The following is a 24,662-nucleotide window of genomic DNA, read 5'->3' on the forward strand; positions in this document are numbered from 1 at the left end:
CGGGGCGCTTAGCGACCGGTAGCCTTGAGCACCCGCTTGACCAGACCGACGCCGGCCAGCACCAGGCCGCCGGCGGCGATGCCGATCACCGCGTTGGCGAGGGTCGGCAGCAGCGCCGAAAGGATGCTGCCCACGGTCGGCAGGGCGCCGGTGGTGGCCTCCAGGCCGTGCAGCCCGTGGGCGAGAAACGGCAGGCCGTGGACCAGAATGCCGCCGCCGACCAGGAACATCGCCGCGGTACCGACCACCGACAGAGCCTTCATCAGCCAGGGCGCGGCCGCCAGCAGGCCCTGGCCGAGACGGTTCAGCAGCGCGTCGGGCTGGCGTTCGAGGTAGAGGCCGAGGTCGTCCAGCTTGACGATCCCGGCGACCAGCCCGTAGACGCCGACGGTCACGATCAGCGAGATGCCCACCAGCACGGCGACCTGGGTGACGAAGGCGGCCTGCGCCACGGTGCCGAGGGCGATGGCGATGATCTCGGCGGAGAGGATGAAGTCGGTGCGGATCGCGCCCTTGATCTTGTCCTGCTCGAAGGCGACCAGATCGATGTTGGGGTCGACCAGCGCGGCGCTCAGCTCGGCGTGCTCGAGCTTGTCCTCGGCGGCGCTGTGGGTCAGCTTGTGCGCCAGCTTCTCGAAGCCCTCGTAACAGAGGAAGGCACCGCCGACCATCAGCAGCGGGGTCACCAGCCAGGGCGCCAGGGCGCTGACCAGCAGCGCGGCGGGCACCAGGATCACCTTGTTCAGCAGCGAGCCCTTGGCCACCGCCCAGACCACCGGCAACTCGCGCTCGGCCTGCACGCCGGCGACCTGCTGGGCGTTGAGGGCGAGGTCGTCGCCGAGCACGCCGGCGGTCTTCTTCGCCGCCAGCTTGGTCATTACCGCGACGTCGTCGAGCAGGGTGGCGATGTCGTCGATCAGGGTCAGCAGACTGCTACCAGCCATGGGGAACTCCTTGTCAGAAACGGCCAGGGGCTTGACGGACCTGGCAGGGCCGCCAGTAAAGCAGGTCGGCACGTCGCGGCAAAGACAGTCGCCGGGATTGCGGGGGGATCTGTGAGGCGGACCAGGCCGCCCGCCGGACTCAGCCCAGCTCGCGCCAGGTCAGGTAGACGCGCAGGTCGAACTCCAGCTGGTGGTAGCCGGGCAGCATGTGCTCGCAGAGCTGGTAGAACGCCTTGTTGTGGTCGAACTCGCGCAGGTGCGCCAGCTCGTGCACCACGATCATCGCGAGGAACTCCGGCGCCGCCTCGCGAAACAGCGCGGCCACGCGGATCTCCTTCTTCGCCTTGAGCCGGCCGCCCTGCACCCGCGAGATCGCGGTGTGCAGGCCGAGGGCGTTGCGCAGCACGTCCAGCTTGCTGTCGTAGAGCACCTTGTCGATGCCCGGCGCGTTGCGCAGGTACTGCTGCTTGAGGTCCATGGTGTAGGCGTACAGCGCCTTGTCGCTCTGCACGTCGTGGCGGCCGGGGTAGCGCTTCTCCAGGTACCCGCCGAGGCGCTCCTCGGCGAGCAGCCGGCGGACCTGGTCCTGCAGGTGGACGGGATAGGCGGCGAGGTATTTCAGCGGGGTCATCGTGCGGTCTTCTTCAACTGCTCGACTGCATCGCCGCGGGCGATGTAGTACACGGATTTGCCTTCCCGGGTCGGCGTCAGCACCTTGAAACGTGCCAGGGTCTGCAGGTCGGTACGCGCCGTGTTCTCCGCCACCCCGAATTCGTTCTTCACTTCCTTGACCGAAAACAGCCGTCCCGGATGGCGCAGCACCTTGCGCAGCAGTTGCCCCTGGCGATAGTTGAGCTTCTCGCCGATGCCCTGCTCGTCCAGCCAGAGCATCAGCTCCAACTGCTCGCGCCGGCGCCTTTCCAGATATTCGAGGAATTGCTCCACCGCCCGCTGGATGATACCTGCCTGATAGACGATGAAGTAGGTCAGGTCGAACTCGTCGCTCTTGCTGAACAGGTAGGACTCGCCGTACTGGATCGGCGCCTCCTTGAGCAGGCGACTGATGGAGATGTACTCGAAGGGCCAGTAGCCCTGCTTGAGCATCAACCAGTAGAACAGCGCCCGGGCGGTACGCCCGTTGCCGTCGGCGAAGGGATGCTCGTAGCCGAGCATGAAGTGCAGGATGATCGCCTTGATCGCCGGGTGGATGAAGGCCCGCCCCTCCCGACCGTCGTGGCGGGTATTGGCGAACACGCACAGCCGTTCGAGGCGCTGCGCCAGGCTGACGAAGGCCGGGGGCCGGTGCACCACCTCGCCATCGCGCCCGCCGACCACGATGTCGTCGCTGCGGCGCAACTCGCCGGGCTGCACATTCGGACTCTCGGTGGCGTCCGTGGCGATCGCGTGCAGGGCGCAGATCAGCTCGAGGGAGAGCGGCTCGTCCTTGCGGCGCTTGGTTTCCTTCATCAACAGGTAGTTGTTGAAGATCATCCGTTCGTCTTCGCTGCGCGGCGGTCGCTCGTTCTCCAGCATCTCCTTGGCGACCTTGCGGGTGGTCGCGGCGCCCTCCAGCTGGGCGCTGGAAATCGCCTCCTCCATCATCAGCGACTCGACCAGGTAGCGATTGCGCTCGCTCTGGCCGACCAGCGCAGAGTCGCGCTCGTTCAGCAGCGGCGCGCACAGCCGGTCGATCAGGTGCAACACGCTCTCCAGCGCATCGGGCGTGCAGTAGCGGAACGGCTGGTCGTTCTCGGCGACCAGCTCCAGGGTTTTCAGCAGGCTCATGCGGCTGAGCTTGGTCGCCGCCCAGGCCGCCAGCGGATCGATATCCGTCGGTACCCGGCGACGGAAATCCGCCCAGTGCAGGTAGCGCCCCTTGTGGTCGACGGCACCGAAACGCCCAAGGAGCGAAAAGATTTCTTTGGGGTTTTCGGCTAGAAATTTCCGAAAATCAGGTACTTGTATCTTTCGCACGGTGCTCGACGCAAAAAATTGAAATTTGCGTTGAGTCTTGCCGGCAAGCCTTGCGCTGTCAACCGCGAGGGAACTGGAAAGCACAAGGCCCGCACGCAGCGGGCCTTGTGTTGCTAGCGGAGCGCGACGCGCAGGCTCAGTTGACCTTCGCCGCCAGCTCGCCCTTGGCGTAGCGCTGGAACATGCCTTCCAGGGAGATCGTCTTGATCTTCGAGGCATGGCCGGCGGTGCCGAAGGCTTCGTAGCGGGCGATGCAGACGTCGCGCATGGCCTCGACGGTCTTGGCCAGGTACTTGCGCGGATCGAACTCGCTGGGGTTCTGGCCCATGAAGCGACGGATCGCGCCGGTGGAGGCCAGGCGCAGGTCGGTGTCGATGTTGACCTTGCGCACGCCGTACTTGATGCCCTCGACGATCTCCTCGACCGGCACGCCGTAGGTTTCCTTGATGTCGCCGCCGTACTCGTTGATCACCTTCAGCCAGTCCTGCGGCACCGAGCTGGAGCCGTGCATCACCAGGTGGGTGTCGGGGATGCGCTTGTGGATTTCCTTGATGCGCTCGATGGCGAGGATGTCGCCGGTCGGCGGCTTGGTGAACTTGTAGGCGCCGTGGCTGGTGCCGATGGCGATGGCCAGGGCGTCGACCTGGGTGGCCTTGACGAAGGCCGCCGCCTCTTCCGGATCGGTGAGCATCTGGCTGTGGTCGAGGATGCCTTCGGCGCCGACGCCGTCTTCCTCGCCGGCCTGGCCGGTTTCCAGGCTGCCCAGGCAGCCCAGCTCGCCTTCCACGGAGACGCCGCAGGCGTGGGCGAACGCCACGGTCTGCTGGGTCACGCGGACGTTGTAGTCGTAGTCGGCCGGGGTCTTGCCGTCCTCGCGCAGCGAGCCGTCCATCATCACCGAGGAAAAGCCCAGCTGGATCGAGCGCTGGCAGACGTCCGGGCTGGTGCCGTGGTCCTGGTGCATGCACACCGGGATGTGCGGAAATTCCTCGATGGCGGCGAGGATCAGGTGGCGCAGGAAGGGCGCGCCGGCGTATTTGCGCGCACCGGCGGAAGCCTGGACGATCACCGGCGAGTCGGTCTTGTCGGCCGCTTCCATGATGGCGCGCATCTGCTCGAGGTTGTTGACGTTGAAGGCCGGCACGCCGTAGCCGAATTCGGCGGCGTGGTCCAGCAGCTGACGCATGCTGATAAGTGCCATCTTTCTACTCCCAATGATGATCGTTGGATCGCTGCCCGGCCGGCCGCAGGGGCACAGCCAGGGTCAAGAATTTCGGGTAGCGCGCCCGTGGGAGCGAGCTTGCTCGCGTGATCGTTCCCACGCTCCAGCGTGGGAACGCCTCCCCGGACGCTCCGGCGTCCATGCACCGGGACACCGGAGCGTCCCAAGCGCGGCGCCCACGCAGGCGCGTGGGAGCCATCCAGACACGGGTATTACTTGGCGCGCTCTTCCAGCACCGCCACGGCCGGCAGCACCTTGCCCTCGACGAACTCGAGGAAGGCGCCACCCCCAGTGGAAATGTAGGAGATCTTCTCGCCCACGCCGTACTTGTCGATGGCCGCCAGGGTGTCGCCGCCGCCGGCGATGGAGAACGCGTCGCCGTCGGCGATGGCCTGGGCCAGGACCTTGGTACCGTTGCCGAACTGGTCGAACTCGAACACCCCGACCGGGCCGTTCCACAGGATGGTCTTGCAGGATTTCAGCAGTTCGGCGAACTGCGCGGCGGTCTGCGGGCCGATGTCGAGGATCATGTCGTCGTCGGCGACGTCCGCGATAGCCTTGACGGTGGCCTCGGCGTCTTCGGCGAAGGCCTTGGCGACCACCACGTCCACCGGCAGCGGCACGCTGACCTTGGCGGCGATGGCCTTGGCGGTGTCGACCAGGTCGGCTTCGTAGAGCGACTTGCCGACCTTGTGGCCGGCCGCGGCGAGGAAGGTGTTGGCGATGCCGCCGCCGACGATCAACTGGTCGCAGATCTGGCTCAGGGAGTTGAGCACGTCGAGCTTGGTGGACACCTTGGAGCCGGCGACGATCGCTGCCATCGGCCGCTGCGGGTTGTCCAGCGCCTTGCCCAGCGCGTCCAGCTCGGCGGCCAGCAGCGGGCCGGCACAGGCGACCTTGGCGAACTTGGCGACGCCGTGGGTCGAGCCCTCGGCGCGGTGGGCGGTGCCGAAGGCGTCCATCACGAACACGTCGCAGAGCGCGGCGTACTGCCGGGCCAGCTCGTCGGCGTTCTTCTTCTCGCCCTTGTTGAAGCGCACGTTCTCGAACAGCACCAGTTGGCCCGGCGCGATCTCGACGCCACCCAGGTAGTCCTTGAGCAGCGGCACTTCGCGGCCGAGGGCCTTGGACAGGTAGTCGGCGACCGGCTGGAGGCTGTTCTCCTCGGAGTACTCGCCCTCGGTGGGCCGGCCCAGGTGCGAGCAGACCATCAGCGCCGCGCCTTTCTCCAGCGCCAGCCGGATGGTCGGCAGGGCAGCAAGGATGCGGGCGTCGCTCTTCACCACGCCGTCCTTCACCGGCACGTTGAGGTCTTCGCGAATGAGTACGCGCTTACCCTTGAGGTCGAGGTCGGTCATCTTCAACACGGTCATACGGTCGGTCCTTCCACAGGAAACAGAGAGTTCTATTGTCGTGCCGCGGCGACGTTCAGCCAGTGACCGGCGACGTCGAGCATGCGGTTGGCGAACCCCCACTCGTTGTCGAACCAGGCCAGCAGGTTGACCAGCCGGGGGCCGGACACGCGGGTCTGGCTGCCATCGACGATGGCCGAGTGAGGGTCGTGGTTGAAATCGCAACTGGCGTGGGGCAATTCGGTGTAGTCCAGCAATCCCTTGAGCGGCCCCTGCTCGGCAGCCTGGCGCAGCACGCGGTTGATCTCCTCGGCCGAGGTGTCGCGGGCGGTCTGCAGGGTGATGTCGAGACAGGAGACGTTGAGCGTCGGCACGCGCACGGCTTTGGCCTGGATGCGCCCGGAAAGTTCCGGGAGCAGGCGCTCGATGCCGCGGGCCAGGCCGGTCGATACCGGGATCACCGACTGGAAGGCCGAGCGCGTGCGGCGCAGGTCCTCGTGGTGGTAGGCGTCGATCACCGGCTGGTCGTTCATCGCCGAATGGATGGTGGTGATGGAGACGTACTCCAGCCCCACCGTCTCGTTCAGCCGCTTGAGCAGCGGCACGCTGCAGTTGGTGGTGCAGGAGGCGTTGGAGACCAGCCGCTCGCCGCCCGCGAGGCGTTGCTGATTGACCCCATAGACGACGGTGGCGTCGACATCGTGCTCGCTGGCCATCGGCTGGGAGAACAGCACCCGCGGCGCACCGGCGGCGAGGAAGCGCTCGCCGTCGGCGCGGCTGTGGTAGACGCCGGAGCACTCCAGCACCAGGTCGACGTCGAGGGCCGCCCAGTCGACCGCCTCCGGCGTGCTCCGGCGCAGTACCTTGACGGCATCGCCGTTGAGGTACAGGCAATCGCCCTCGACCCGTACCGAGCCGGGGAAGCGGCCGTGGGTGGAATCGAAGCGGGTCAGGTATTCGACGCTGGCCTGGTCGGCCAGGTCGTTGAGGGCGACGATGCGAAACTCCGACGACGCGCCCCGCTCATAGTGGGCACGCAAAACGCAGCGGCCGATGCGGCCATAGCCGTTGAGGGCGACGCGGTAGGGACGGTTGGGCATGGCAGCTCTGATGGTTGTGCTGGTGGTGGAAAACCGCTGCGCGGGTTTTCCACCCTGCAGAAGGCTTGCACCCGCAGGGTGGATGGCCGAAGCCCTCCACCCTGACGGAAATCAGTCTTCCAGCAGCTCTTCGGCGGTGGCCAGCAGATTGTCGAGGGTGAAGCCGAAGTGCTCGAAGAGCGCACCGGCCGGGGCGGACTCGCCGAAGCTGGTCATGCCGACGATGCGCCCTTCCAGGCCGACGTACTTGTACCAGAAGTCGGCGTGGGCGGCCTCGATGGCGATCCGCGCGCCGACCTCGAGGGGCAGCACGGCCTGCCGGTAGGCGGCGTCCTGGCGGTCGAACAGGCTGGTCGAGGGCATCGAGACGACGCGCGCCCGACGGCCCTGGGCGGTCAGCGCCTCGAAGGCCTGCACGGCCAGGCCGACTTCGGAGCCGGTGGCGATGAGGATCAGCTCCGGCTCGCCGGCGCAGTCCTTGAGCACGTAGCCGCCACGGGCGATGTCGGCGATCTGCGCCTCGCTGCGCGTCTGGTGCGGCAGGTTCTGGCGGCTGAACACCAGGGCGCTCGGGCCGTCCCGGCGCTCGACGGCGCACGTCCAGGCCACCGCGGACTCCACCGCGTCGCACGGGCGCCAGGTGTCGAGGTTCGGCGTGCTGCGCAGGCCGGCCAGTTGCTCGACCGGCTGGTGGGTCGGGCCGTCCTCGCCCAGGCCGATGGAGTCGTGGGTGTAGACGAACAGCACGCGCTGCTTCATCAGCGCGGCCATGCGCACGGCGTTGCAGGCATATTCCATGAACACCAGGAAGGTCGCGCCGTAGGGGATGAAGCCGCCGTGCAGGGCGATGCCGTTCATGATCGCGCTCATGCCGAACTCGCGCACGCCGTAGTGCAGGTAGTTGCCGGAAGCGTCGTCCGCCTTCAGGGCCTTGCAGCCCTTCCACAGGGTCAGGTTGGAGCCGGCGAGGTCCGCCGAGCCGCCGAGAAACTCCGGCAGCAGCGGGCCGAAGGCGTTCAGCGCGTTCTGGCTGGCCTTGCGGCTGGCGATGGTCTCGCCCTTGGCGGCGACTTCGGCGACGTAGGCAGCGGCCTTGGCGGCGAAATCGGCGGGCAGCTCGCCGGCCAGACGGCGCTGGAACTCGGCGGCCAGCTCCGGGAACGCGGCCCGGTAGGCGGTGAAGCGCTGGTTCCACTCGGCCTCGCGGGCGGCGCCGGCGGTCTTGGCGTCCCACGCCGCGTAGATGTCGGCGGGAATCTCGAAGGGAGCGTGGTTCCAGCCCAGCGCGGCGCGGGTCAGGGCCACTTCCTCGGCGCCCAGCGCGGCGCCGTGGCATTCCTCCTTGCCCTGCTTGTTCGGCGAGCCGAAGCCGATCACCGTCTTGCAGCAGATCAGGGTCGGCCGCTCGCTCTTGCGCGCGGTCTCGAGGGCGGTCCTGATCTCGTCGGGATCGTGGCCGTCGACGTTGCGGATCACCAGCCAGCCGTAGGCCTCGAAGCGCGCCGGGGTGTCGTCGGTGAACCAGCCGTGCACCTCGCCGTCGATGGAAATGCCGTTATCGTCGTAGAAGGCGATCAGCTTGTTCAGCCCCAGGGTGCCGGCCAGCGAACAGACCTCGTGGGAGATGCCCTCCATCAGGCAGCCGTCGCCGAGGAACGCGTAGGTATGGTGGTCGACGATGCGGTGCCCGGGACGGTTGAACTGCGCGGCCAGCACCTTCTCCGCGACGGCCATGCCAACGGCGTTGGCCAGCCCCTGGCCGAGCGGCCCGGTGGTGGTCTCGACGCCGGCGGTGTAGCCGTACTCCGGGTGGCCCGGGGTGCGGCTGTGCAGCTGGCGGAAGTTCTTCAGGTCGTCGATGGTCAGGTCGTAGCCGGTCAGGTGCAGCAGCGAGTAGATCAGCATCGAGCCGTGGCCGTTGGAGAGCACGAAGCGGTCGCGGTTGGCCCACTGCGGGTTGCCCGGGTTGTGGCTGAGATAGTCGCGCCACAGCACTTCGGCGATATCCGCCATGCCCATCGGGGCGCCGGGGTGGCCGCTGTTGGCTTTCTGCACGGCATCCATGCTGAGGGCACGAATGGCATTGGCACGCTCACGACGGCTGGGCATCGGTGAATCTCCTGCGGGGGTACTGAATCGAAAAAGTCGGCTATTTTCGCCCAGCCGCAGGGGCAGCGGCAATCGCAGATAGTCTAACCGGCCGCGGCCCCGCCGATGGGCGGTTCGCGGCGCCCCACCGCCCTGCCCTGGCGGCCTCCGGGGAGGACCGCGGAGCCTCCGTCCATCCGGCCGCCAACAGGCCAATATCAAAACTTTTTGATACAGCCTTGCTGGGCGAAAATCGACCGACTAGACTGCCGACCCCATGAACATGCGCATTCCCACCCTCCGCCGCGACGACGACTGCGACGAGTTGGCCGCCCTCTGCAAGGCCGGCGGCGACCCGCTGCGCCTCAAGGTGCTGCGCGTGCTGGCCAGCGACTCCTTCGGCGTACTGGAGCTGGCGCAGATCTTCGCCATCGGCCAGTCGGGCATCAGCCACCACCTCAAGGTGCTGGCCCAGGCCGGGCTGGTGGCGACGCGCCGCGAGGGCAACGCGATCTTCTACCGGCGCGCCCTGCCGGCCGCCGCCGGCTTCGGCGGCGTGCTGCGCGCGGCGCTCTTGGCAGAGGTCGACGCGCTGGAACTGGAGGCCGCGATCCGCGCGCGGATCGCCGAGGTGCACGCCCAACGCGCTGCGGTCAGCCGCGACTTCTTCAGCCGCATGGCCGACAAGTTCCAGGCCCAGCAGGACCTGATCGCCGGCCTGCCGCAGTACCGCGACAGCCTGCTGGCCCTGCTCGACGCCCTGGGCTTTTCCGGCACCGCCAGCGCGCTGGAGGTCGGCCCCGGCGACGGCGCCCTGCTGCCGGCGCTGGCGCGGCGCTTCGCGCAGGTGACGGCCCTGGACAACAGCCCGGCGATGCTCGAACTGGCGCGCCAGCGCTGCGCCCAGGAGGGCCTGGGGAACGTCGATCTGAAGCTCGCCGACGCCCTGCAGGACGCACCGGAACGCGCCGATTGCGTGGTGCTGAACATGGTGCTGCACCACTTCGCCGCACCGGCCGAGGCGCTGAAGCGGCTGGCGGATCGGGTCAAGGCGGGCGGCAGCCTGCTGCTGACCGAACTGTGCCGCCACGACCAGGCCTGGGCCCGCGAGGCCTGCGGCGACCTCTGGCTCGGCTTCGACCAGGACGAACTGGCGCGCTGGGCCGCGGAGGCCGGCCTGGAGCCCGGCGAAAGCCTGTACGTCGGTTTGCGCAACGGCTTCCAGATCCAGATGCGCCATTTCGCCAAACCCCCGACCGCCGACGGGCGCAGGCCAGCGCCAGCGCCAGCGACCCCATTGAACGCTGTATGACACGGCCGCGAGGCCGACTCAGTCACCGGTAAACAACAGGAACCGATAGATGAGCGAATATTCCCTTTTCACTTCCGAGTCCGTGTCCGAAGGCCATCCGGACAAAATCGCCGACCAGATCTCCGATGCGGTACTCGACGCCATCATCGCCGAGGACAAGCACGCCCGCGTGGCCTGCGAGACCCTGGTGAAGACCGGCGTGGCGATCGTCGCCGGCGAGATCACCACCAGCGCCTGGATCGACCTGGAACAGCTGGTGCGCGACGTGATCGTCGACATCGGCTACAACAATTCCGACGTCGGCTTCGACGGCGCCACCTGCGGCATCGTCAACATCATCGGCAAGCAGTCCCCGGACATCAACCAGGGCGTCGACCGCGCCCGTCCGGAAGACCAGGGCGCCGGCGACCAGGGCCTGATGTTCGGCTACGCCAGCAACGAGACCGACGTGCTGATGCCGGCGCCGATCTGCTTCTCCCACCGCCTGGTCGAGCGCCAGGCCGAAGCCCGCAAGTCGGGCCTCCTGCCCTGGCTGCGCCCGGATGCCAAGAGCCAGGTCACCTGCCGCTACGAGAATGGCAAGGTGGTCGGCATCGACGCCGTGGTGCTGTCCACCCAGCACAACCCGGAAGTGAAGTACGGCGACCTGCGCGAAGCGGTGATGGAGCTGATCGTCAAGCACACCCTGCCGGCCGAACTGCTGCACAAGGACACCCAGTTCCACATCAACCCGACCGGCCAGTTCATCATCGGCGGCCCGGTGGGCGACTGCGGCCTGACCGGCCGCAAGATCATCGTCGACTCCTACGGCGGCATGGCCCGTCACGGCGGCGGCGCCTTCTCCGGCAAGGACCCGTCCAAGGTCGACCGCTCGGCCGCCTACGCCGGCCGCTACGTGGCCAAGAACATCGTCGCCGCCGGCCTCGCCGAGCGCTGCGAGATCCAGGTGTCCTACGCCATCGGCGTGGCCCAGCCGACCTCCATCTCGCTGAACACCTTCGGCACCGGCAAGATCGCCGACGAGAAGATCATCCAGCTGGTCCGCGAGCACTTCGACCTGCGCCCCTACGCGATCACCCGGATGCTCGACCTGCTCCACCCGATGTACCGTCCGACCGCGGCCTACGGCCACTTCGGCCGCACCCCGGTGGAGACGACCGTCGGCAACGACACCTTCACCACCTTCACCTGGGAGCGCACCGACAAGGCCGAGGCGCTGCGCGCCACTGCCGGTCTGTGACCGACCCGACGACCGCCGTCACACGGGCGGCGGTCGTCGCCTTTCCCCTCTGCAGCACAGAGCTACAATCGGCTAAGATCGCCCGTCGATGCCTCGCCCTAGGCCGCCGCGCAAACCGCGCGACGGGAGACCTGCGGTGATCGTGACTCGATCGTTGGCGATCTCGTCAACCTGGACATCCCAAATTCCGCTTCGGCGTGACCGATCCGGCAGGTCCGAGTCCCGGACCGTCCAGCGGATCGGCAATCTGGCAGTGACCGGCCCCAATCCCGGAGTCTGCAGTTCTCTTGCGTGAGGAGTTTTTCGAGCTATGTCTCGCTTACCTGTCATCGTTGGTTTTGGTGGTTACAACTCAGCCGGGCGCAGCTCCTTCCACCACGGTTTCCGTCGCACCGTCATCGAGTCCCTCGACCCCCAGACCCGTCAGGAAACCCTCGCCGGACTGGCCGTGATGATGAAGCTGGTGAGCGTGGTCGACGGCGAGTACCGCGACAGCGACGGCACCGCCCTCACTCCGGCCGAGATCGAGCACCGCCACGGCGAGCAGATCCTCGCCTCGACCCTGATCCGGCGCATCGAGCGGCAGTACTTCGACGTCGACGCCGCCCACTGGCAGAAGAACCTGACACTGTCCACCGAAAGCCAGCCGCTGCACTTCACCACCAGCGCCAAGCAGCTGCCGGAGCCGCTGCCGGCCAACTGGAGCGTCGAGCCCCTCGAAGGCAACCAGGTACGGGTGACCATCCACGGCAGCTGCGAATTCAAGGTCGACAGCTACCGCGAGCTGCCGGTGAAGTCCGCCGGCCAGCTGCCGACCGGCTTCGAGCCGGGAGAACTCTACAACTCGCGCTTCCACCCGCGCGGCCTGCAGCTGTCGGTGGTGGCCGCCACCGACGCGCTGCGCTCCACCGGCATCGACTGGCAGACCATCCTCGACCACGTGCAGCCCGACGAGGTGGCGGTGTTCTCCAGCAGCATCATGAGCCAGCTCGACGACAACGGCTACGGCGGCCTGCTGCAGTCGCGCCTGAAGGGTCACCGCGTCTCCGCCAAGCAGCTGCCACTGGGCTTCAACAGCATGCCCACCGACTTCATCAACGCCTACGTGCTGGGCAGCGTCGGCATCACCGGCAGCATCACCGGCGCCTGCGCCACCTTCCTCTACAACCTGCAGAAGGGCATCGACGTCATCACCTCCGGCCAGGCGCGGGTGGTCATCGTCGGCAACGCCGAAGCGCCCATCACCCCGGAGATCGTCGAGGGCTATGCGGCCATGGGCGCCCTGGCCACCGAGGAAGGCCTGCGCCATATCGAAGGCCGCGACGAGGTGGATTTCCGCCGCGCCAGCCGGCCCTTCGGCACCAACTGCGGCTTCACCCTGGCCGAGTCGGCGCAGTACGTAGTGCTGATGGACGATGCCCTGGCCCTGGAGCTGGGCGCCGATATCCACGGCGCGGTGCCGGACGTGTTCGTCAACGCCGACGGCTTCAAGAAGTCCATCTCCGCTCCCGGCCCCGGCAACTACCTGACCCTGGCCAAGGCGGTGGCCAGCGCGGTGCAGCTGGTCGGCGCGGAGGGCGTGCGCCAGCACAGCTTCGTCCATGCCCACGGCTCCAGCACCCCGGCCAACCGCGTCACCGAGTCGGAGCTGCTGGACCGCGTCGCCGGGGCCTTCGGCATCGCCGACTGGCCGATCGCCGCGGTCAAGGCCTATGTCGGCCACTCCCTGGCCACCGCCAGCGGCGACCAGCTGATCTCCGCCCTCGGCACCTTCAAGTACGGCCTGCTGCCGGGCATCAAGACCGTCGACCGCTTCGCCGACGACGTCCACGACAAGCACCTGAGCCTGTCCACCCGCGACGTGCGCCGCGACGACCTGGACGTCTGCTTCATCAACTCCAAGGGCTTTGGCGGCAACAACGCCACCGGCGTGCTGCTGTCGCCGCGGGTCGCCGAGAAGATGCTGCGCAAGCGCCACGGCGAGGCCGCCTTCGCCGACTACTGCGCACGCCGCGAAGCCACCCGCGAAGCTGCCCGCCGCTACGACGGGCAGGCCCTGCAGGGTCGCCTCGACATCCTCTACAACTTCGGCCAGGACATGATCGACGACCACGCCATCGAACTGAGCGAGGAGGGGATCAAGGTGCCCGGCTTCAGTCAGGCGATCCGCTTCAAGAAGGACGAGCGCTTCAGCGACATGCTCGACTGAAGCCGCCTCGCCTGGCGGGGGTCTCAGCCCCCGCCCCTTTTCCCCTCACTCCAGCGTCCGCGCCAGCGCGAGCAGCCCGTCGCGCCAGCCCGCCGCCCGCGGCAGGGCCAGGAACGACGGGTTGAGGTAGTCCTCGCGCGCCGCATAACCCAGCGCCCGGCCCTGCAGGTCCAGCACCTCGCCGCCGGCGCCCTCGAGCACGCCCTGGGCAGCCGCGGTGTCCCACTGCGAGGTCGGCGCCAGGCGCGGGTAGCAATCGGCCCGCCCCTCGGCGACCTGGCAGAACTTCAGCGAGCTGCCGACGCTGCTCAGCTGCAGGCGGCCGAAGCGCGTATCGAGCCCTTGCAGCAGGCGCTCCTGGGCCGGACTGCTGTGCCGCCGACTGGCGACCACGACGAAAGCCTCGCCCGGTACGCTGCGCACCTCGATCGGCTGCTGCACGCCCGGCGCATCGCTGCGCCAGGCACCGAGTCCGGCACCGCCGAAATAGCAGCAGCCGCTCGCCGGCACCCCGACCACCCCGAACAGCACCCGGCCGTCCTCGATCAGCGCCACGTTGACGGTGAACTCCGCACTGCCGGCGATGAACTCCTTGGTGCCGTCCAGCGGGTCGACCAGCCACCAGCGGCGCCAACCCGCGCGCTCGGCCAGCGGTATCGCGCAATCCTCCTCGGAAAGCACCGGGATCGCCGGCTCGAGCGCCTGCAGCCCGGCGCCGAGGACGCGGTGCGCCGCCAGGTCGGCGGCGGTCACCGGCGAGGCGTCGTCCTTCTCGCGCACTTCGATATCCCTGCGCCAGTACGGCAGGATGGCGGCGCCGGCCTGGCGCACCAGATCGATCAGCGGGGCGAACGGGACGGCGCTCACAGGACCAGGACTCCGCGCTGGATCAGCAGATCGCGCGCCAGATAGAGCGCGGCCAGGGCACGGCCCTCGCTGAACTGCGGGTGCCGGACCAGGCCGGACAGCTCGCGCAGGTTGACCCGCTCGACCCGCATCGGCTCCGGCTCGTCGCCCGGCAGGCGCTTTTCGTAGAGGTCGCGGGCCAGCACCACCTGGATCTTCTGGGTCATGTAGCCGGGCGACAGGGACAGCTCGGTGAGGTATTCCAGATGGTGGGCGCCGTAGCCGGCCTCCTCCTTCAGCTCGCGGTTGGCCGCCACCAGAATGTCCTCGCCCGGCTCGATCAGCCCCTTGGGCAGGGACAGCTGGTAATCGTCGGTGCCGGCGCAGTATTCCTCGACCAGCAGGGCGTGCTGGTCGTCGATCAGCGCGACGATCATCACCGCACCGTAGCCGCTGCCGGTGCCCACCAGACGCTCGTAGGTGCGCTCGACGCCATTGCTGAAGCGCAACTGCAATTCCTCGACGCGAAACAGACGGCTGGTCGCGACGATTGCCCGAGCGAGTACGGTGGGTTTCTGGCGCATAGTCATTCCTCGACTGGATGGGAGGCTCGATTGATGTTCTTCTGGAGCCCTGTCGCCGGTTATCATACTCCGGCTTGCGCCGCGGCTCGCCCTCCGCCGATGGCGCGCAGGCCTTGCGCACGCCACGCTTCCCGAAGCCGCCACCCGACACGAGCCGCCATGCCCCCGCTGCCCTGGAGCGAAATCGATACCGTCCTGCTCGACATGGACGGCACCCTCCTCGACCTGCACTTCGACAATCATTTCTGGCTGGAGCACCTGCCACGGCGCTATGCCGAGCACCACGGCGTCAGCCGCGCCCAGGCCGAGCAGGAACTGCTGCCGCTGTTTCGCGCGCATGCCGGCCGGCTGACCTGGTACTGCCTGGACTTCTGGAGCGCCGAGCTGCAGCTGCCGGTGGTCGAACTCAAGCGCGAGGTCGCCCACCTGATCGCCCTGCGCCCGGGCGCCGACCGCTTTCTCGCCGCCCTGCGCGCGGCCGGCAAGCGCGTCGCGCTGATCACCAACGCGCACCGCGATTCGCTGTCGCTGAAGCTGGAACGGGTCGAGCTGGCGGCCTGGTTCGACCGCCTGATCAGCTCCCACGACTACGGGTTTCCCAAGGAGGACCAGCAGTTCTGGTTCGCCCTGCAGCAGGACTTCGGCTTCGCGCCGGCGCGCAGCCTGTTCATCGACGACAGCCTGCCGGTGCTGCGCAGCGCCCGGCGCTACGGCATCGCCCATCTGCTGGCGGTGCGCCAGCCGGACAGCCGGCAGGAACCCAAGGACACCGAGGAATTCGCCGCCGTGGAGAACTATCCGGCATTGTGCGAGGGGCTCGGCTGAGGGCCGGAAAAACCCCAGCCAGAGCCGATCAAGACGATCGCCGGCAGGCCGGGGGGAAACGCGGGAACGGTCTGCAGCAAAAGGTTGACCGCCTCAATTTCACAAAGTTCCCCATAACAAACAATGAGTTACAAAGCAATAAAAAAACCTGCGGATCGGCAGAAAATGCTTGCACAAAGCTTTCACGGCGGCGAGGATCGCCCCGTCATCCTTACTGAGGCTCCCTTCGTCATGAAGTACGCATCCATACTCCTGCTCTCCTTCAGCCTGGCCAGCGGTGCGGCACTCGCTGGCAGCAACACTGAGGCAGCTGTCGGCGGCGCACTGGGCGGCACCCTGGGCTCGGTGGTCGGCGGCACCTTGGGCGGCTCCACCGGCGCCGTCATCGGTTCGGGGGTCGGCGGTGCAGCCGGTGCCGGGATCGGTGCCAGACGCGGCAGCCGGACCGAAGCGGCCATCGGCGGCGGACTCGGTGCGGCCGGCGGCACCGCCATCGGCAATCAGATCGGCGGACCGACCGGCGGCCTGATCGGCGCCGCACTCGGCGGCGCCGGCGGCGGCGCCCTGGGCAACGCCGCCGGCAAGGGCGACGGCGATGGCGATGGCAACGGCAAGCGCCGCTATGTCGAACACCACGATCACTACTACCGCCACGACAACGGCTACCATCGCGGCCACTACAAGCACCGCCGCCATCACAACGATTGAGCCAGCAGCAACCCCGCCCCCGAATGCCCCGAAAAAAGCCCGCCTTCCCCTGGCGGGCTTTTTGCTGCTCAGAGGATCGGCGAAATCAGCCGCGCCACGCGCATGCCCAGGCGGTTCAGGCGGTGCATGCGGCGACTCTCCTCCTGGTCCAGTTCGCGGGAGCGACTGAAATCCTCCTGCAGCATGCACTCCACCGTCCCGGCGAAAGCGGGGTCGACGCTGAACAGGGTCAGCTCGAAATTCAGCCGGAACGAACGGTTGTCCAGGTTGGCGCTGCCCACCGCCGCGGTATCGTCGTCGATCAGCAGCACCTTCTGGTGCATGAAGCCCGGCTGGTAGCGAAACACCCGGATGCCCGCCTCGAGCGCCTCGAAGGCATACAGGCTGGAGGCGGCATAGACCACCCGGTGATCGGCCCGCGCCGGCAGCAGCAGGCGCACCTCCAGGCCACGCAGCACCGCCAGGCGCAGGGCGGCGAATACCGACTCGTCGGGCACGAAGTAGGGACTGGCCAGCCAGATCCGCCGGCGCGCCGCGTTGATCACCGCGACGAATTGCAGCGAGCCGGTTTCCTGGGCATCGGCCGGGCCGCTGCTGACCAGCAGGCAGAGCACCTCGCCACCGGGGTAGCCCTCCGGCAGCAGCAGCGGCGGCAGCTCCCGGGTAACCCAGAACCAGTCCTCGGCAAAGGACTCCTGCAGGCAGGCCAGCACGGGACCGCTCAGTTCCACATGGGTATCGCGCCAGGGCGAGAGGTGCGGGTTGCCCCCGAGGTACTCGTCGCCGACGTTCAGCCCGCCGAGAAAGCCGCGCAGGCCGTCGACCACCACCAGCTTGCGGTGATTGCGGAAGTTCAGCTGAAAACGGTTGAGCAAACCACTGCGCGCCGCAGCCGAAAAAGCATGCACCGCCACCCCGCCCTCGCGCAGGTGCTGCACATAGTGGCGCGGCAGGGCATGGCAGCCGACGCGATCATAGAGAAAGAACACCTGCACGCCGTTCGCGGCCCGCTCCAGCAACAGGCTCTGCAGACGCCGACCGAGACGGTCGTCACGAACGATGAAAAACTGCACCAGGACCACCTCGCGCGCCTGGGCGATGGCCTCGAAGATCGCCGCGAAGGCGACCTGACCGTCGATCAGCAGGCGCACCTGGTTGTTCGCCAGGGGCGGCTGACGACCTAGGCGCGCCAGCACCTGCAGGTTCTGCGAGGCCTCGCTGCCGCGAGCCGCCTGGGCCTCCGCGACCCAGGGACGCCAGTCCAGCTCGGCCATCGCCCGGTGCATCTGCAGGTCGGCCTGGCGCCGCGCCTGGATATAGGCATCGAAGCGGCTGCGGCCGAACACCAGGTAGGGCAACAGGGTGAGATAGGGCATGAACAACAGGGAGATGGCCCAGGCGATGGCGCCCTGTGCGGTGCGCACGGTGAATACCGCATGGACGGCCGCAGCCACTCCGAGCGCCTGGATCAGCGCCAGCAGATAGCCCAAGAGCTGGAAAGCGCCCTGCTCCGTGCCCATGCCCCACTCCTTCGAGATGCCCTCCTGAGCATAACAGGCAGGCATGGCGATGGAGCGTCGGGAAGCGGCCGTGAAAAGCCTCCCGGACAGACCGTGGAAGACACGCTACAGCGGCTTAAACAAACGTCCCGACTTGCTCAGGGCGTTTGCTTTTGGGCTGCTGCCCAATCCCGAGAGCGGACAAAAGTCCGCTCAGGCCAGTAGCGCCATCAGGCGCCGGGCCCCCAGCAATGGGCGCTATCCGCCCCAGAGCGGACATCGTTTTCGCTGACCGTCTGTTACCCGGTTGCTACCGTTTCGGACTTGCGGGATTGCCAACCCCCATCAAGTGCCTTGAAGACAGCGATGCCTACTCGCACTGATTCCGTCTGCGCCTGGGCTCGCGCATCGGAAGCATGTAGCAAGTCTTCGTCGGCCTTCAGGACTTCAATCAGGCTGACGACACCTTTTTGGTATGCCGCAAACGAAGCTCCTCGCACGCGCCCGAGTGACCCCGGGCGAGTACGGTAGCTTGCTCCCCGCGCTTGACCAGAGCCGAGAAGGCATTTTCTACGTCCTCGGTTGCATGCAGATAAGCAGCCAGTACTTCGGCCTCCTGGCCCCTGGCCGAGTGGATCTGCGCGCTGATGCGGTCGAAATCGAACAGACGCCAGCGCAGGCCCAGCATGCCGGCGGCCTGGCTGGCACCGTTACTGAACAGGTTGCCACCGGACACCGATGTCGCGCTGCCAATCAGTCCACTCAGGGAGAGCTTGGGATAATACTCGGCGATGGCGACGCCGATTCGCGCGTTCGATACGGCAAGGCGGCGCTCGGCCGCAATCCAATCGGGCCGGCGCCTGAGCAACTCACCCGGCGATCCCGTGGCCACGATCTGCGGGGCAACCGGGATGGCGCCGACCTCGGCCAGTTCCACCCGATACGTGCCGAGTGACGAGCCCGGCATCACATCCAATACGTTCATCGTTGCGTCCAGACCTGTCTCGAGAACCGGTACGGAGCCTGGACCTGGGCAAGCGCGCCTTCAACCTGTCGCCTTTGATATTCGGCTGCCAACCCTTTGCCATAAAGAAGGTTGACAGTTGAGAGCAAGTCCTGCTGCGTTTGTACCTGCCAGTGTGCAACGTCAAGGCGGGCTTGCAATCCACGGATGCTGATGTAAATGTCGACGGCCTGTGCCGCCACAGCCAACTGTGTTGCAGTCGCATCGGCCTCCGAAGCTTGGTACTCGGCAAGCGCCGCTTCGCGCCCACGACGCAGGCCGCCGAATAGGTCCAGTTCCCAGCTCGCGCCAAGATTGACTTCGCAGGCATTGCCATAGCGGTCGAAATCGGGCGTCGAGTCAAGGACTTGCCCCAACGGCGTTTCAACCGACTGGTAGGTTCTGGCTGCTTGGCCGTTGATGTTGCCGGAAGGCAACAAGGCGGCATTTGCCGCCCCGAGTCCCGCACGCGCTTGAGCGACGCGAGCGGGCACCTGCGCGAGATCGAGGTTCTGCTCCAGCGCAAGTATCACGAATCGAGTTAGTTGCGGGTCGCCGAAACCCGTCCACCATGCGACGAGATCGGCGCTGGCAGTGGCATGCCGTTGATCTACTGCCGCCTGGCCCAGATATCGTTCCGGCAAGGGCATGTCGGGGCGAACGTAGTCTGGACCGATGGCGCAGCCTGCCGAGAGGCTGGCACTGATGAGCATGGCAAGGGTGCGCCTGGGTAGCATGGGCTTCTTCCGGAGCAGGAGATATGGCGAGCAGAATAATGGTGACCATAATACATATTGGTCACGTGCTATCCCCTTTTAAGACTGGCAGTAAGCTGTAAACCATGAGCAAAGCAGTCACTAATTCAGTTTCGGCCCGCGGCCCGGCCGATCACGAGGTGCGAGATCAAATCGTTGTCGCAGCTACCGAGCACTTCAGCCGGTATGGCTACGAGAAGACGACCGTCTCCGATCTCGCCAAAGCTATCGGTTTTTCCAAGGCCTACATCTACAAGTTCTTCGAGTCCAAGCAGGCCATTGGCGAGATGATCTGCGCGAATTGCCTGCGCCAGATCGAGGCCGAGGTCAGAGCGGCCGTCGATGAGGCCGATCGACCGCCGGAGAAGCTGCGGCGGATGTTCAAGGCGATCGTCGAGGCGAGCCTTCGCCTGTTTTTCCAGGACCGTAAGCTCTACGAGATTGCGGCTTCGGCGGCAACCGAGCGCTGGCAGGCGGCGCTCGCTTATGAAGAGCGCATTCGGAAGTTGCTTCAGGACATCTTGCAGGAAGGTCGGCAAACCGGAGACTTCGAGCGCAAGACGCCCCTCGATGAAACCGTGATGGCGATCTATCTGGTCATGCGTCCTTACCTCAACCCGCTGCTCTTGCAGCACAGCTTCGACTACACCGACGAAGCGCCCGCCCAGCTGTCTGGCCTGGTGCTGCGCAGCCTGTCGCCCTGAGACGGGGAGGTGCCGTGACTATTGACTACTTTAGTCACTAGATTCAGAGTAAGAGCCCTGACCGATTCGTCGATGGGACTCTCATGCTCCGGCGCCGCCTCTTTTTACCAACCGTCATCTACGTATTGCCGTTTGCGTTGGTCGCCTGCGGCGAAAAAACACAATCCGATCCACGCGCCGAAGCGCCGCTGGTGCGTGCCGCCATCGTTCAGGGGGCAACCCCTGCGCCACGCGCCTTCACCGGGACCGTAGCGGCTCGTGTCCAGAGCGACCTGGGCTTTCGCGTCTCCGGCAAGGTGCTGGAGCGGCTTGTGGATACGGGGCAAACCGTCAAACGCGGCCAGCCACTCATGCGTATCGATCCCGTCGATCTGAAGCTCGCCGCGCATGCACAGCGCGAAGCGGTCGCCGCTGCGCGAGCGCGGGCGCAGCAAACGGCTGAGGATGAAGCCCGCTACCGCAACCTGCGCGGAACCGGCGCGATATCGGCGTCGGCCTACGATCAGGTCAAGGCTGCGGCGGATGCCGCCAAAGCCCAGCTCAGTGCGGCCGAGGCCCAGGCTGAAGTTGCCCTCAACGCCACCCGTTATGCCGAGTTGCTGGCCGATGCCGATGGCATTGTCATGGAAACGTTGGTCGAACCCGGCCAAGTCGTCAATGCCGGCCAAGTCGTGGTGCGCTTGGCTCATGCCGGGCCCCGTGAAGCGCTTATCCAGTTGCCGGAAACCCTGCGCCCGGCAGTCGGTTCCGCCGCACAGGCCACGCTCTTCGGCAAAGAGGACGTTAGCGTTCCGACCAAGCTCCGGCAGCTATCGGATGCTGCAGATCGACTGACCCGCACCTTCGAGGCGCGCTATGTACTGGAAGGGGAACTGGCCAACGCGCCGTTGGGCACCACGGTCACCCTGCAGATCCCGGCTGGGCATTCCTCCATGCAAGGCATCTTGCGGGTACCGATCGGCGCCCTGTACGACGCAGGCAAGGGCCCCGGAGTGTGGGTCATCCAGGGCGAACCAACGCAGGTTCACTGGCAGCCGGTCGCGGTCCAGCACCTGGACGATGAGGGGGCGCGCATCACCGGTCAGCTCAAGCAAGGCGAGCGGATAGTCGCGCTCGGCGCGCACCTGCTGCACGACGGCCAGCAGGTGCGGGTGGCTGGTCAAGCCGCCGTCGCGGCGGCCGAGGGAGTCCGTCCGTGAGCGAAGGCCGTTTCAACCTGTCAGCGCTCGCCGTACGTGAGCGCTCCATCACCTTGTTCCTGATCTGTCTGATTTCGTTGGCCGGGCTCATTGCGTTCTTCAAGTTGGGTCGGGCGGAAGACCCAGCTTTCACGGTCAAGGTGATGACCATTGTTACCGCCTGGCCCGGGGCCACCGCACAGGAAATGCAGGACCAAGTCGCCGAGAAGATCGAAAAGCGCCTGCAGGAGCTGCGCTGGTACGACCGTACCGATACCTACACAAGACCCGGCTTGGCCTTCACGACCTTGACCTTGCTCGACAGCACACCGCCTTCGCAAGTGCAGGAGGAGTTCTACCAGGCCCGCAAGAAAATCGGCGACGAGGCGAAGGAGCTTCCGTCTGGCGTGATCGGGCCGATGGTCAACGACGAATACGCGGATGTCACCTTTGCCCTGTTCGCCCTCAAGGCCAAGGGCGAGCCGCAGCGCTTGCTGGTACGCGACGCGGAGGCGCTGCGCCAGCGGCTGCTGCACGTGCCGGGGGTGAAGAAGGTCAACATCGTCGGCGAGCAGTCCGAGCGCGTCTATGTCGAGCTCTCGCATGAACGCCTGGCAACCTTGGGCGTCGGCCCGCAGGAGGTGTTCGCCGCGCTCAATAGCCAGAATGCCCTGACGCCGGCGGGCTCGGTGGAAACCAAGGGGCCGGAGGTGTTCATTCGCCTGGACGGCGCCTTCGACGAATTGCAGAAGATCCGCGACACGCCGGTCGTGGCGCAGGGCCGCACGCTGAAGCTGTCGGACATCGCCGCCGTCAAGCGTGGCTATGAAGACCCGGCGACGTTCATGATTCGCAACGGCGGCGAACCTGCCTTGCTGCTGGGCATCGTCATGCGCGAAGGCTGGAACGGTCTCGACCTGGGCAAGGCGCTGGACAGCGAGGTGCGTGCGATCAACGCCGAGCTGCCGCTGGGCATGAGCCTGAGCAAGGTCACGGATCAGGCCGTCAACATCAGCTCGGCGGTCGATGAGTTCATGGTCAAGTTCTTCGTCGCGCTGCTGGTGGTCATGCTGGTGAGCTTTATCAGCATGGGCTGGCGTGTGGGCGTGGTGGTCGCCGCGGCCGTGCCGCTGACGCTGGCGGTGGTCTTCGTGGTGATGGCCGCGACCGGCAAGAACTTCGACCGCATCACCCTGGGCTCCCTGATCCTGGCCCTGGGCCTGCTGGTGGACGACGCCATCATCGCCATCGAAATGATGGTGGTGAAGATGGAGGAAGGCTACAGCCGCATCGCCGCTTCCGCCTATGCCTGGAGCCATACCGCCGCGCCGATGCTGTCGGGCACGCTGGTGACGGCCGTGGGCTTCATGCCCAATGGCTTCGCCCGCTCCACGGCGGGCGAATACACCAGCAATATGTTCTGGATCGTCGGCATCGCACTGGTTGCGTCGTGGCTGGTGGCGGTGGTTTTCACGCCCTACTTCGGCGTCAAGCTGCTGCCTCACTTCAACAAGGTCGAAGGCGGCCACGAGGCGCTCTACGATACGCCGCGCTACAACCGCTTTCGCCGGGTGCTGGGGCGCGTCATCGCATACAAATGGCTGGTCGCCGGTGCGGTGGTCGGCCTTTTCGTCCTGGCCATACTCGGCATGGGGCTGGTCAAGAAGCAGTTCTTTCCGATCTCCGATCGGCCCGAGGTGCTGGTCGAGGTGCAGATGCCCTACGGCACCTCGATCGCCCAGACCAGCGCCGCCACGGCGAAGGTGGAAGCCTGGCTGGCCGGGCAGGACAAAGCCAGGATCGTCACGGCTTACGTCGGCCAGGGCGCGCCGCGCTTCTACATGGCAATGGGGCCGGAACTGCCTGATCCGTCATTTGCCAAGATCGTGGTCCGCACGGACAACCAGGAAGAGCGCGAGGCGTTGAAACATCGGCTGCGCCAGGCGATTTCCGAGGGCCTCGCCGCCGAGGCGCGCGTGCGTGTCACCCAACTCGTGTTCGGCCCGTATTCGCCGTTTCCGGTCGCCTACCGCGTCACCGGCCCGGATGCGGAAAAGCTGCGCGACATCGCCACCGACGTGCAGCAGGTCATGAATGCCAGCCCGATGATGCGCACGGTCAACACCGACTGGGGCACGCGCACGCCCACGCTGCATTTCACCTTGCAGCAGGACCGCTTGCAGGCTGTGGGGCTGACCTCCAGCGCCGTCGCGCAACAACTGCAGTTCCTGCTGAGCGGTGTGCCCGTTACCGCCGTGCGCGAGGACATCCGCACGGTGCAGGTAGTGGCCCGTTCGGCCGGGGACACCCGCTTCGATCCGGCCAGGATCGCGGACTTCACCCTGGCGGGCGTCAACGGGCAACGCATCCCGCTGTCGCAGGTCGGCAAGGTCGATGTGCGCACGGAGGAACCGATCATGCGCCGGCGCGACCGCATGCCGACGATCACCGTGCGGGGCGACATTGCCGATGGTTTGCAGCCGCCGGATGTGTCAACGGCCATCACCCGGCAGCTACAGCCCATCATGGAGAAACTGCCGAGCGGCTATCGCATCGAGCAGGCAGGCTCCATCGAAGAGTCAGGCAAGGCGACGGTGGCGATGTTGCCGCTGTTTCCCATCATGCTGGCGATCACCCTGATCATCCTCATTTTTCAGGTGCGCTCGATTTCCGCGATGGCCATGGTCTTTCTCACCAGTCCGCTGGGGCTGATCGGCGTGGTGCCTACGCTGATTCTTTTTCAGCAGCCGTTCGGCATCAATGCGTTGGTCGGTCTGATTGCGCTATCAGGCATCCTGATGCGCAACACGCTGATTCTGATCGGACAGATCCACCACAACGAGCAGGCGGGATTGGACCCGTTTCATGCAGTCGTCGAGGCAACCGTGCAGCGTGCCCGCCCGGTGATCCTGACCGCATTGGCGGCAATCCTGGCCTTCATCCCGCTGACCCATTCGGTGTTCTGGGGAACGCTCGCCTACACGCTGATCGGCGGCACGTTCGCAGGAACCGTACTGACCCTGGTGTTCCTGCCGGCCATGTATTCCATCTGGTTCAAGATCGGGCCCGGCACAGTCACCCGCCCCATGGAGGCGCAGCACGCATGACCGGGGCTTGAG

Annotated in this window: 18 protein-coding genes and 1 pseudogene; 8 read left to right on the plus strand and 11 right to left on the minus strand. The window is 66.6% G+C overall.

The genetic code is table 11. The annotated features are described in order from the left end of the window. Positions 1-8: 8 nt before the first annotated feature. The 7 genes from BMY22_RS05555 to tkt form a co-directional block, all read right to left on the minus strand. On the minus strand, positions 9-944 hold the full coding sequence (locus BMY22_RS05555; RefSeq protein WP_090620209.1) for a DUF808 domain-containing protein: 936 nt from the start codon (positions 942-944) through the stop codon (positions 9-11). Between the two features lie 139 nt (positions 945-1,083). Then, positions 1,084-1,575, minus strand: coding sequence for a YgjP-like metallopeptidase domain-containing protein (locus BMY22_RS05560; protein WP_090620211.1), 492 nt, complete (start codon positions 1,573-1,575; stop codon positions 1,084-1,086). Beyond that, positions 1,572-2,918 carry a Fic family protein gene (locus BMY22_RS05565; RefSeq protein ID WP_167363704.1) on the minus strand — a complete coding sequence of 449 codons (1,347 nt, stop codon included), beginning with the start codon at positions 2,916-2,918 and terminating at the stop codon, positions 1,572-1,574. Before BMY22_RS05565 ends, BMY22_RS05560 begins: the two co-directional genes overlap by 4 nt. A 136-nt stretch (positions 2,919-3,054) precedes the next feature. Beyond that, positions 3,055-4,119, minus strand: coding sequence for a class II fructose-bisphosphate aldolase (gene fba / locus BMY22_RS05570; RefSeq protein WP_090620214.1), 1,065 nt, complete (start codon positions 4,117-4,119; stop codon positions 3,055-3,057). Positions 4,120-4,352: 233 nt separating this feature from the next. Continuing rightward, on the minus strand, positions 4,353-5,513 hold the full coding sequence (locus BMY22_RS05575; protein WP_090620216.1) for a phosphoglycerate kinase: 1,161 nt from the start codon (positions 5,511-5,513) through the stop codon (positions 4,353-4,355). Between the two features lie 32 nt (positions 5,514-5,545). Next, complete coding sequence (epd, locus tag BMY22_RS05580) at positions 5,546-6,592, minus strand: erythrose-4-phosphate dehydrogenase (protein ID WP_090620217.1); 1,047 nt, start codon at positions 6,590-6,592, stop codon at positions 5,546-5,548. Between the two features lie 111 nt (positions 6,593-6,703). Continuing rightward, positions 6,704-8,701 carry a transketolase gene (tkt, locus tag BMY22_RS05585; protein ID WP_090620219.1) on the minus strand — a complete coding sequence of 666 codons (1,998 nt, stop codon included), beginning with the start codon at positions 8,699-8,701 and terminating at the stop codon, positions 6,704-6,706. A gap of 262 nt (positions 8,702-8,963) precedes the next feature. Here tkt and BMY22_RS05590 point away from each other — a divergent pair, with 262 nt between their 5' ends. From BMY22_RS05590 to BMY22_RS05600, 3 genes are all read left to right on the plus strand, one after another. After that, entirely contained in the window at positions 8,964-9,992 is a 1,029-nt protein-coding gene (locus BMY22_RS05590) for an ArsR/SmtB family transcription factor (protein ID WP_425265960.1), read from the plus strand. 49 nt (positions 9,993-10,041) lie between these two features. Next, positions 10,042-11,232 (plus strand): methionine adenosyltransferase, encoded by a 1,191-nt coding sequence (metK, locus tag BMY22_RS05595; RefSeq protein WP_090620222.1) that lies wholly within the window; start codon positions 10,042-10,044, stop codon positions 11,230-11,232. Positions 11,233-11,542: 310 nt separating this feature from the next. Then, complete coding sequence (locus tag BMY22_RS05600; protein ID WP_090620223.1) at positions 11,543-13,441, plus strand: beta-ketoacyl synthase; 1,899 nt, start codon at positions 11,543-11,545, stop codon at positions 13,439-13,441. Between the two features lie 45 nt (positions 13,442-13,486). Here BMY22_RS05600 and cysQ read toward each other — a convergent pair whose 3' ends face one another. Then, positions 13,487-14,308 (minus strand): 3'(2'),5'-bisphosphate nucleotidase CysQ, encoded by an 822-nt coding sequence (gene cysQ, locus BMY22_RS05605; RefSeq protein WP_090620225.1) that lies wholly within the window; start codon positions 14,306-14,308, stop codon positions 13,487-13,489. Continuing rightward, positions 14,305-14,871 carry an ADP compounds hydrolase NudE gene (gene nudE / locus BMY22_RS05610; RefSeq protein WP_090620226.1) on the minus strand — a complete coding sequence of 189 codons (567 nt, stop codon included), beginning with the start codon at positions 14,869-14,871 and terminating at the stop codon, positions 14,305-14,307. The genes cysQ and nudE overlap by 4 nt, the downstream gene beginning before the upstream one ends. A gap of 159 nt (positions 14,872-15,030) precedes the next feature. Here nudE and yrfG point away from each other — a divergent pair, with 159 nt between their 5' ends. Together yrfG and BMY22_RS05620 are read left to right on the plus strand one after the other, a co-directional pair. Further along, positions 15,031-15,696, plus strand: coding sequence for a GMP/IMP nucleotidase (gene yrfG, locus BMY22_RS05615; RefSeq protein ID WP_090620228.1), 666 nt, complete (start codon positions 15,031-15,033; stop codon positions 15,694-15,696). A gap of 231 nt (positions 15,697-15,927) precedes the next feature. Further along, complete coding sequence (locus BMY22_RS05620; protein WP_090620229.1) at positions 15,928-16,404, plus strand: hypothetical protein; 477 nt, start codon at positions 15,928-15,930, stop codon at positions 16,402-16,404. 68 nt (positions 16,405-16,472) lie between these two features. Here the strand turns inward: BMY22_RS05620 and cls are convergent, their stop codons facing one another. Together cls and BMY22_RS05630 are read right to left on the minus strand one after the other, a co-directional pair. Next, entirely contained in the window at positions 16,473-17,924 is a 1,452-nt protein-coding gene (gene cls, locus BMY22_RS05625) for a cardiolipin synthase (protein ID WP_090620231.1), read from the minus strand. A 278-nt stretch (positions 17,925-18,202) separates the two neighbouring features. Next, positions 18,203-19,643 (minus strand): annotated as a pseudogene (locus BMY22_RS05630) (efflux transporter outer membrane subunit). 104 nt (positions 19,644-19,747) lie between these two features. Here BMY22_RS05630 and BMY22_RS05635 point away from each other — a divergent pair. The 3 genes from BMY22_RS05635 to BMY22_RS05645 all read left to right on the plus strand — a co-directional run bounded on the left by BMY22_RS05635 (position 19,748) and on the right by BMY22_RS05645 (position 24,650). Next, a complete protein-coding gene (locus tag BMY22_RS05635) occupies positions 19,748-20,365 on the plus strand; it encodes a TetR/AcrR family transcriptional regulator (RefSeq protein ID WP_090620232.1) in 618 nt (205 codons plus the stop codon). A gap of 83 nt (positions 20,366-20,448) precedes the next feature. Further along, entirely contained in the window at positions 20,449-21,564 is a 1,116-nt protein-coding gene (locus tag BMY22_RS05640) for an efflux RND transporter periplasmic adaptor subunit (protein ID WP_090620233.1), read from the plus strand. Beyond that, positions 21,561-24,650 carry an efflux RND transporter permease subunit gene (locus tag BMY22_RS05645; protein WP_090620234.1) on the plus strand — a complete coding sequence of 1,030 codons (3,090 nt, stop codon included), beginning with the start codon at positions 21,561-21,563 and terminating at the stop codon, positions 24,648-24,650. The genes BMY22_RS05640 and BMY22_RS05645 overlap by 4 nt, the downstream gene beginning before the upstream one ends. Positions 24,651-24,662: the final 12 nt, after the last annotated feature.

Source organism: Azotobacter beijerinckii, assembly GCF_900110885.1.
GTDB classification, from domain to species: Bacteria; Pseudomonadota; Gammaproteobacteria; order Pseudomonadales; family Pseudomonadaceae; genus Azotobacter; species Azotobacter beijerinckii.

Bases quoted from the DNA above. Each gene is read 5' to 3' on its own strand.
- BMY22_RS05555 (WP_090620209.1), bottom strand. From the start codon at position 944: ATGGCTGGTAGCAGTCTGCTGACCCTGATCGACGACATCGCCACCCTG.
- BMY22_RS05560 (WP_090620211.1), bottom strand. From the start codon at position 1,575: ATGACCCCGCTGAAATACCTCGCCGCCTATCCCGTCCACCTGCAGGAC.
- fba (WP_090620214.1), bottom strand. From the start codon at position 4,119: ATGGCACTTATCAGCATGCGTCAGCTGCTGGACCACGCCGCCGAATTC.
- BMY22_RS05575 (WP_090620216.1), bottom strand. From the start codon at position 5,513: ATGACCGTGTTGAAGATGACCGACCTCGACCTCAAGGGTAAGCGCGTA.
- epd (WP_090620217.1), bottom strand. From the start codon at position 6,592: ATGCCCAACCGTCCCTACCGCGTCGCCCTCAACGGCTATGGCCGCATC.
- tkt (WP_090620219.1), bottom strand. From the start codon at position 8,701: ATGCCCAGCCGTCGTGAGCGTGCCAATGCCATTCGTGCCCTCAGCATG.
- BMY22_RS05590 (WP_425265960.1), top strand. From the start codon at position 8,964: ATGCGCATTCCCACCCTCCGCCGCGACGACGACTGCGACGAGTTGGCC.
- metK (WP_090620222.1), top strand. From the start codon at position 10,042: ATGAGCGAATATTCCCTTTTCACTTCCGAGTCCGTGTCCGAAGGCCAT.
- BMY22_RS05600 (WP_090620223.1), top strand. From the start codon at position 11,543: ATGTCTCGCTTACCTGTCATCGTTGGTTTTGGTGGTTACAACTCAGCC.
- nudE (WP_090620226.1), bottom strand. From the start codon at position 14,871: ATGCGCCAGAAACCCACCGTACTCGCTCGGGCAATCGTCGCGACCAGC.
- yrfG (WP_090620228.1), top strand. From the start codon at position 15,031: ATGCCCCCGCTGCCCTGGAGCGAAATCGATACCGTCCTGCTCGACATG.
- BMY22_RS05620 (WP_090620229.1), top strand. From the start codon at position 15,928: ATGAAGTACGCATCCATACTCCTGCTCTCCTTCAGCCTGGCCAGCGGT.
- cls (WP_090620231.1), bottom strand. From the start codon at position 17,924: ATGGGCACGGAGCAGGGCGCTTTCCAGCTCTTGGGCTATCTGCTGGCG.
- BMY22_RS05635 (WP_090620232.1), top strand. From the start codon at position 19,748: ATGAGCAAAGCAGTCACTAATTCAGTTTCGGCCCGCGGCCCGGCCGAT.
- BMY22_RS05640 (WP_090620233.1), top strand. From the start codon at position 20,449: ATGCTCCGGCGCCGCCTCTTTTTACCAACCGTCATCTACGTATTGCCG.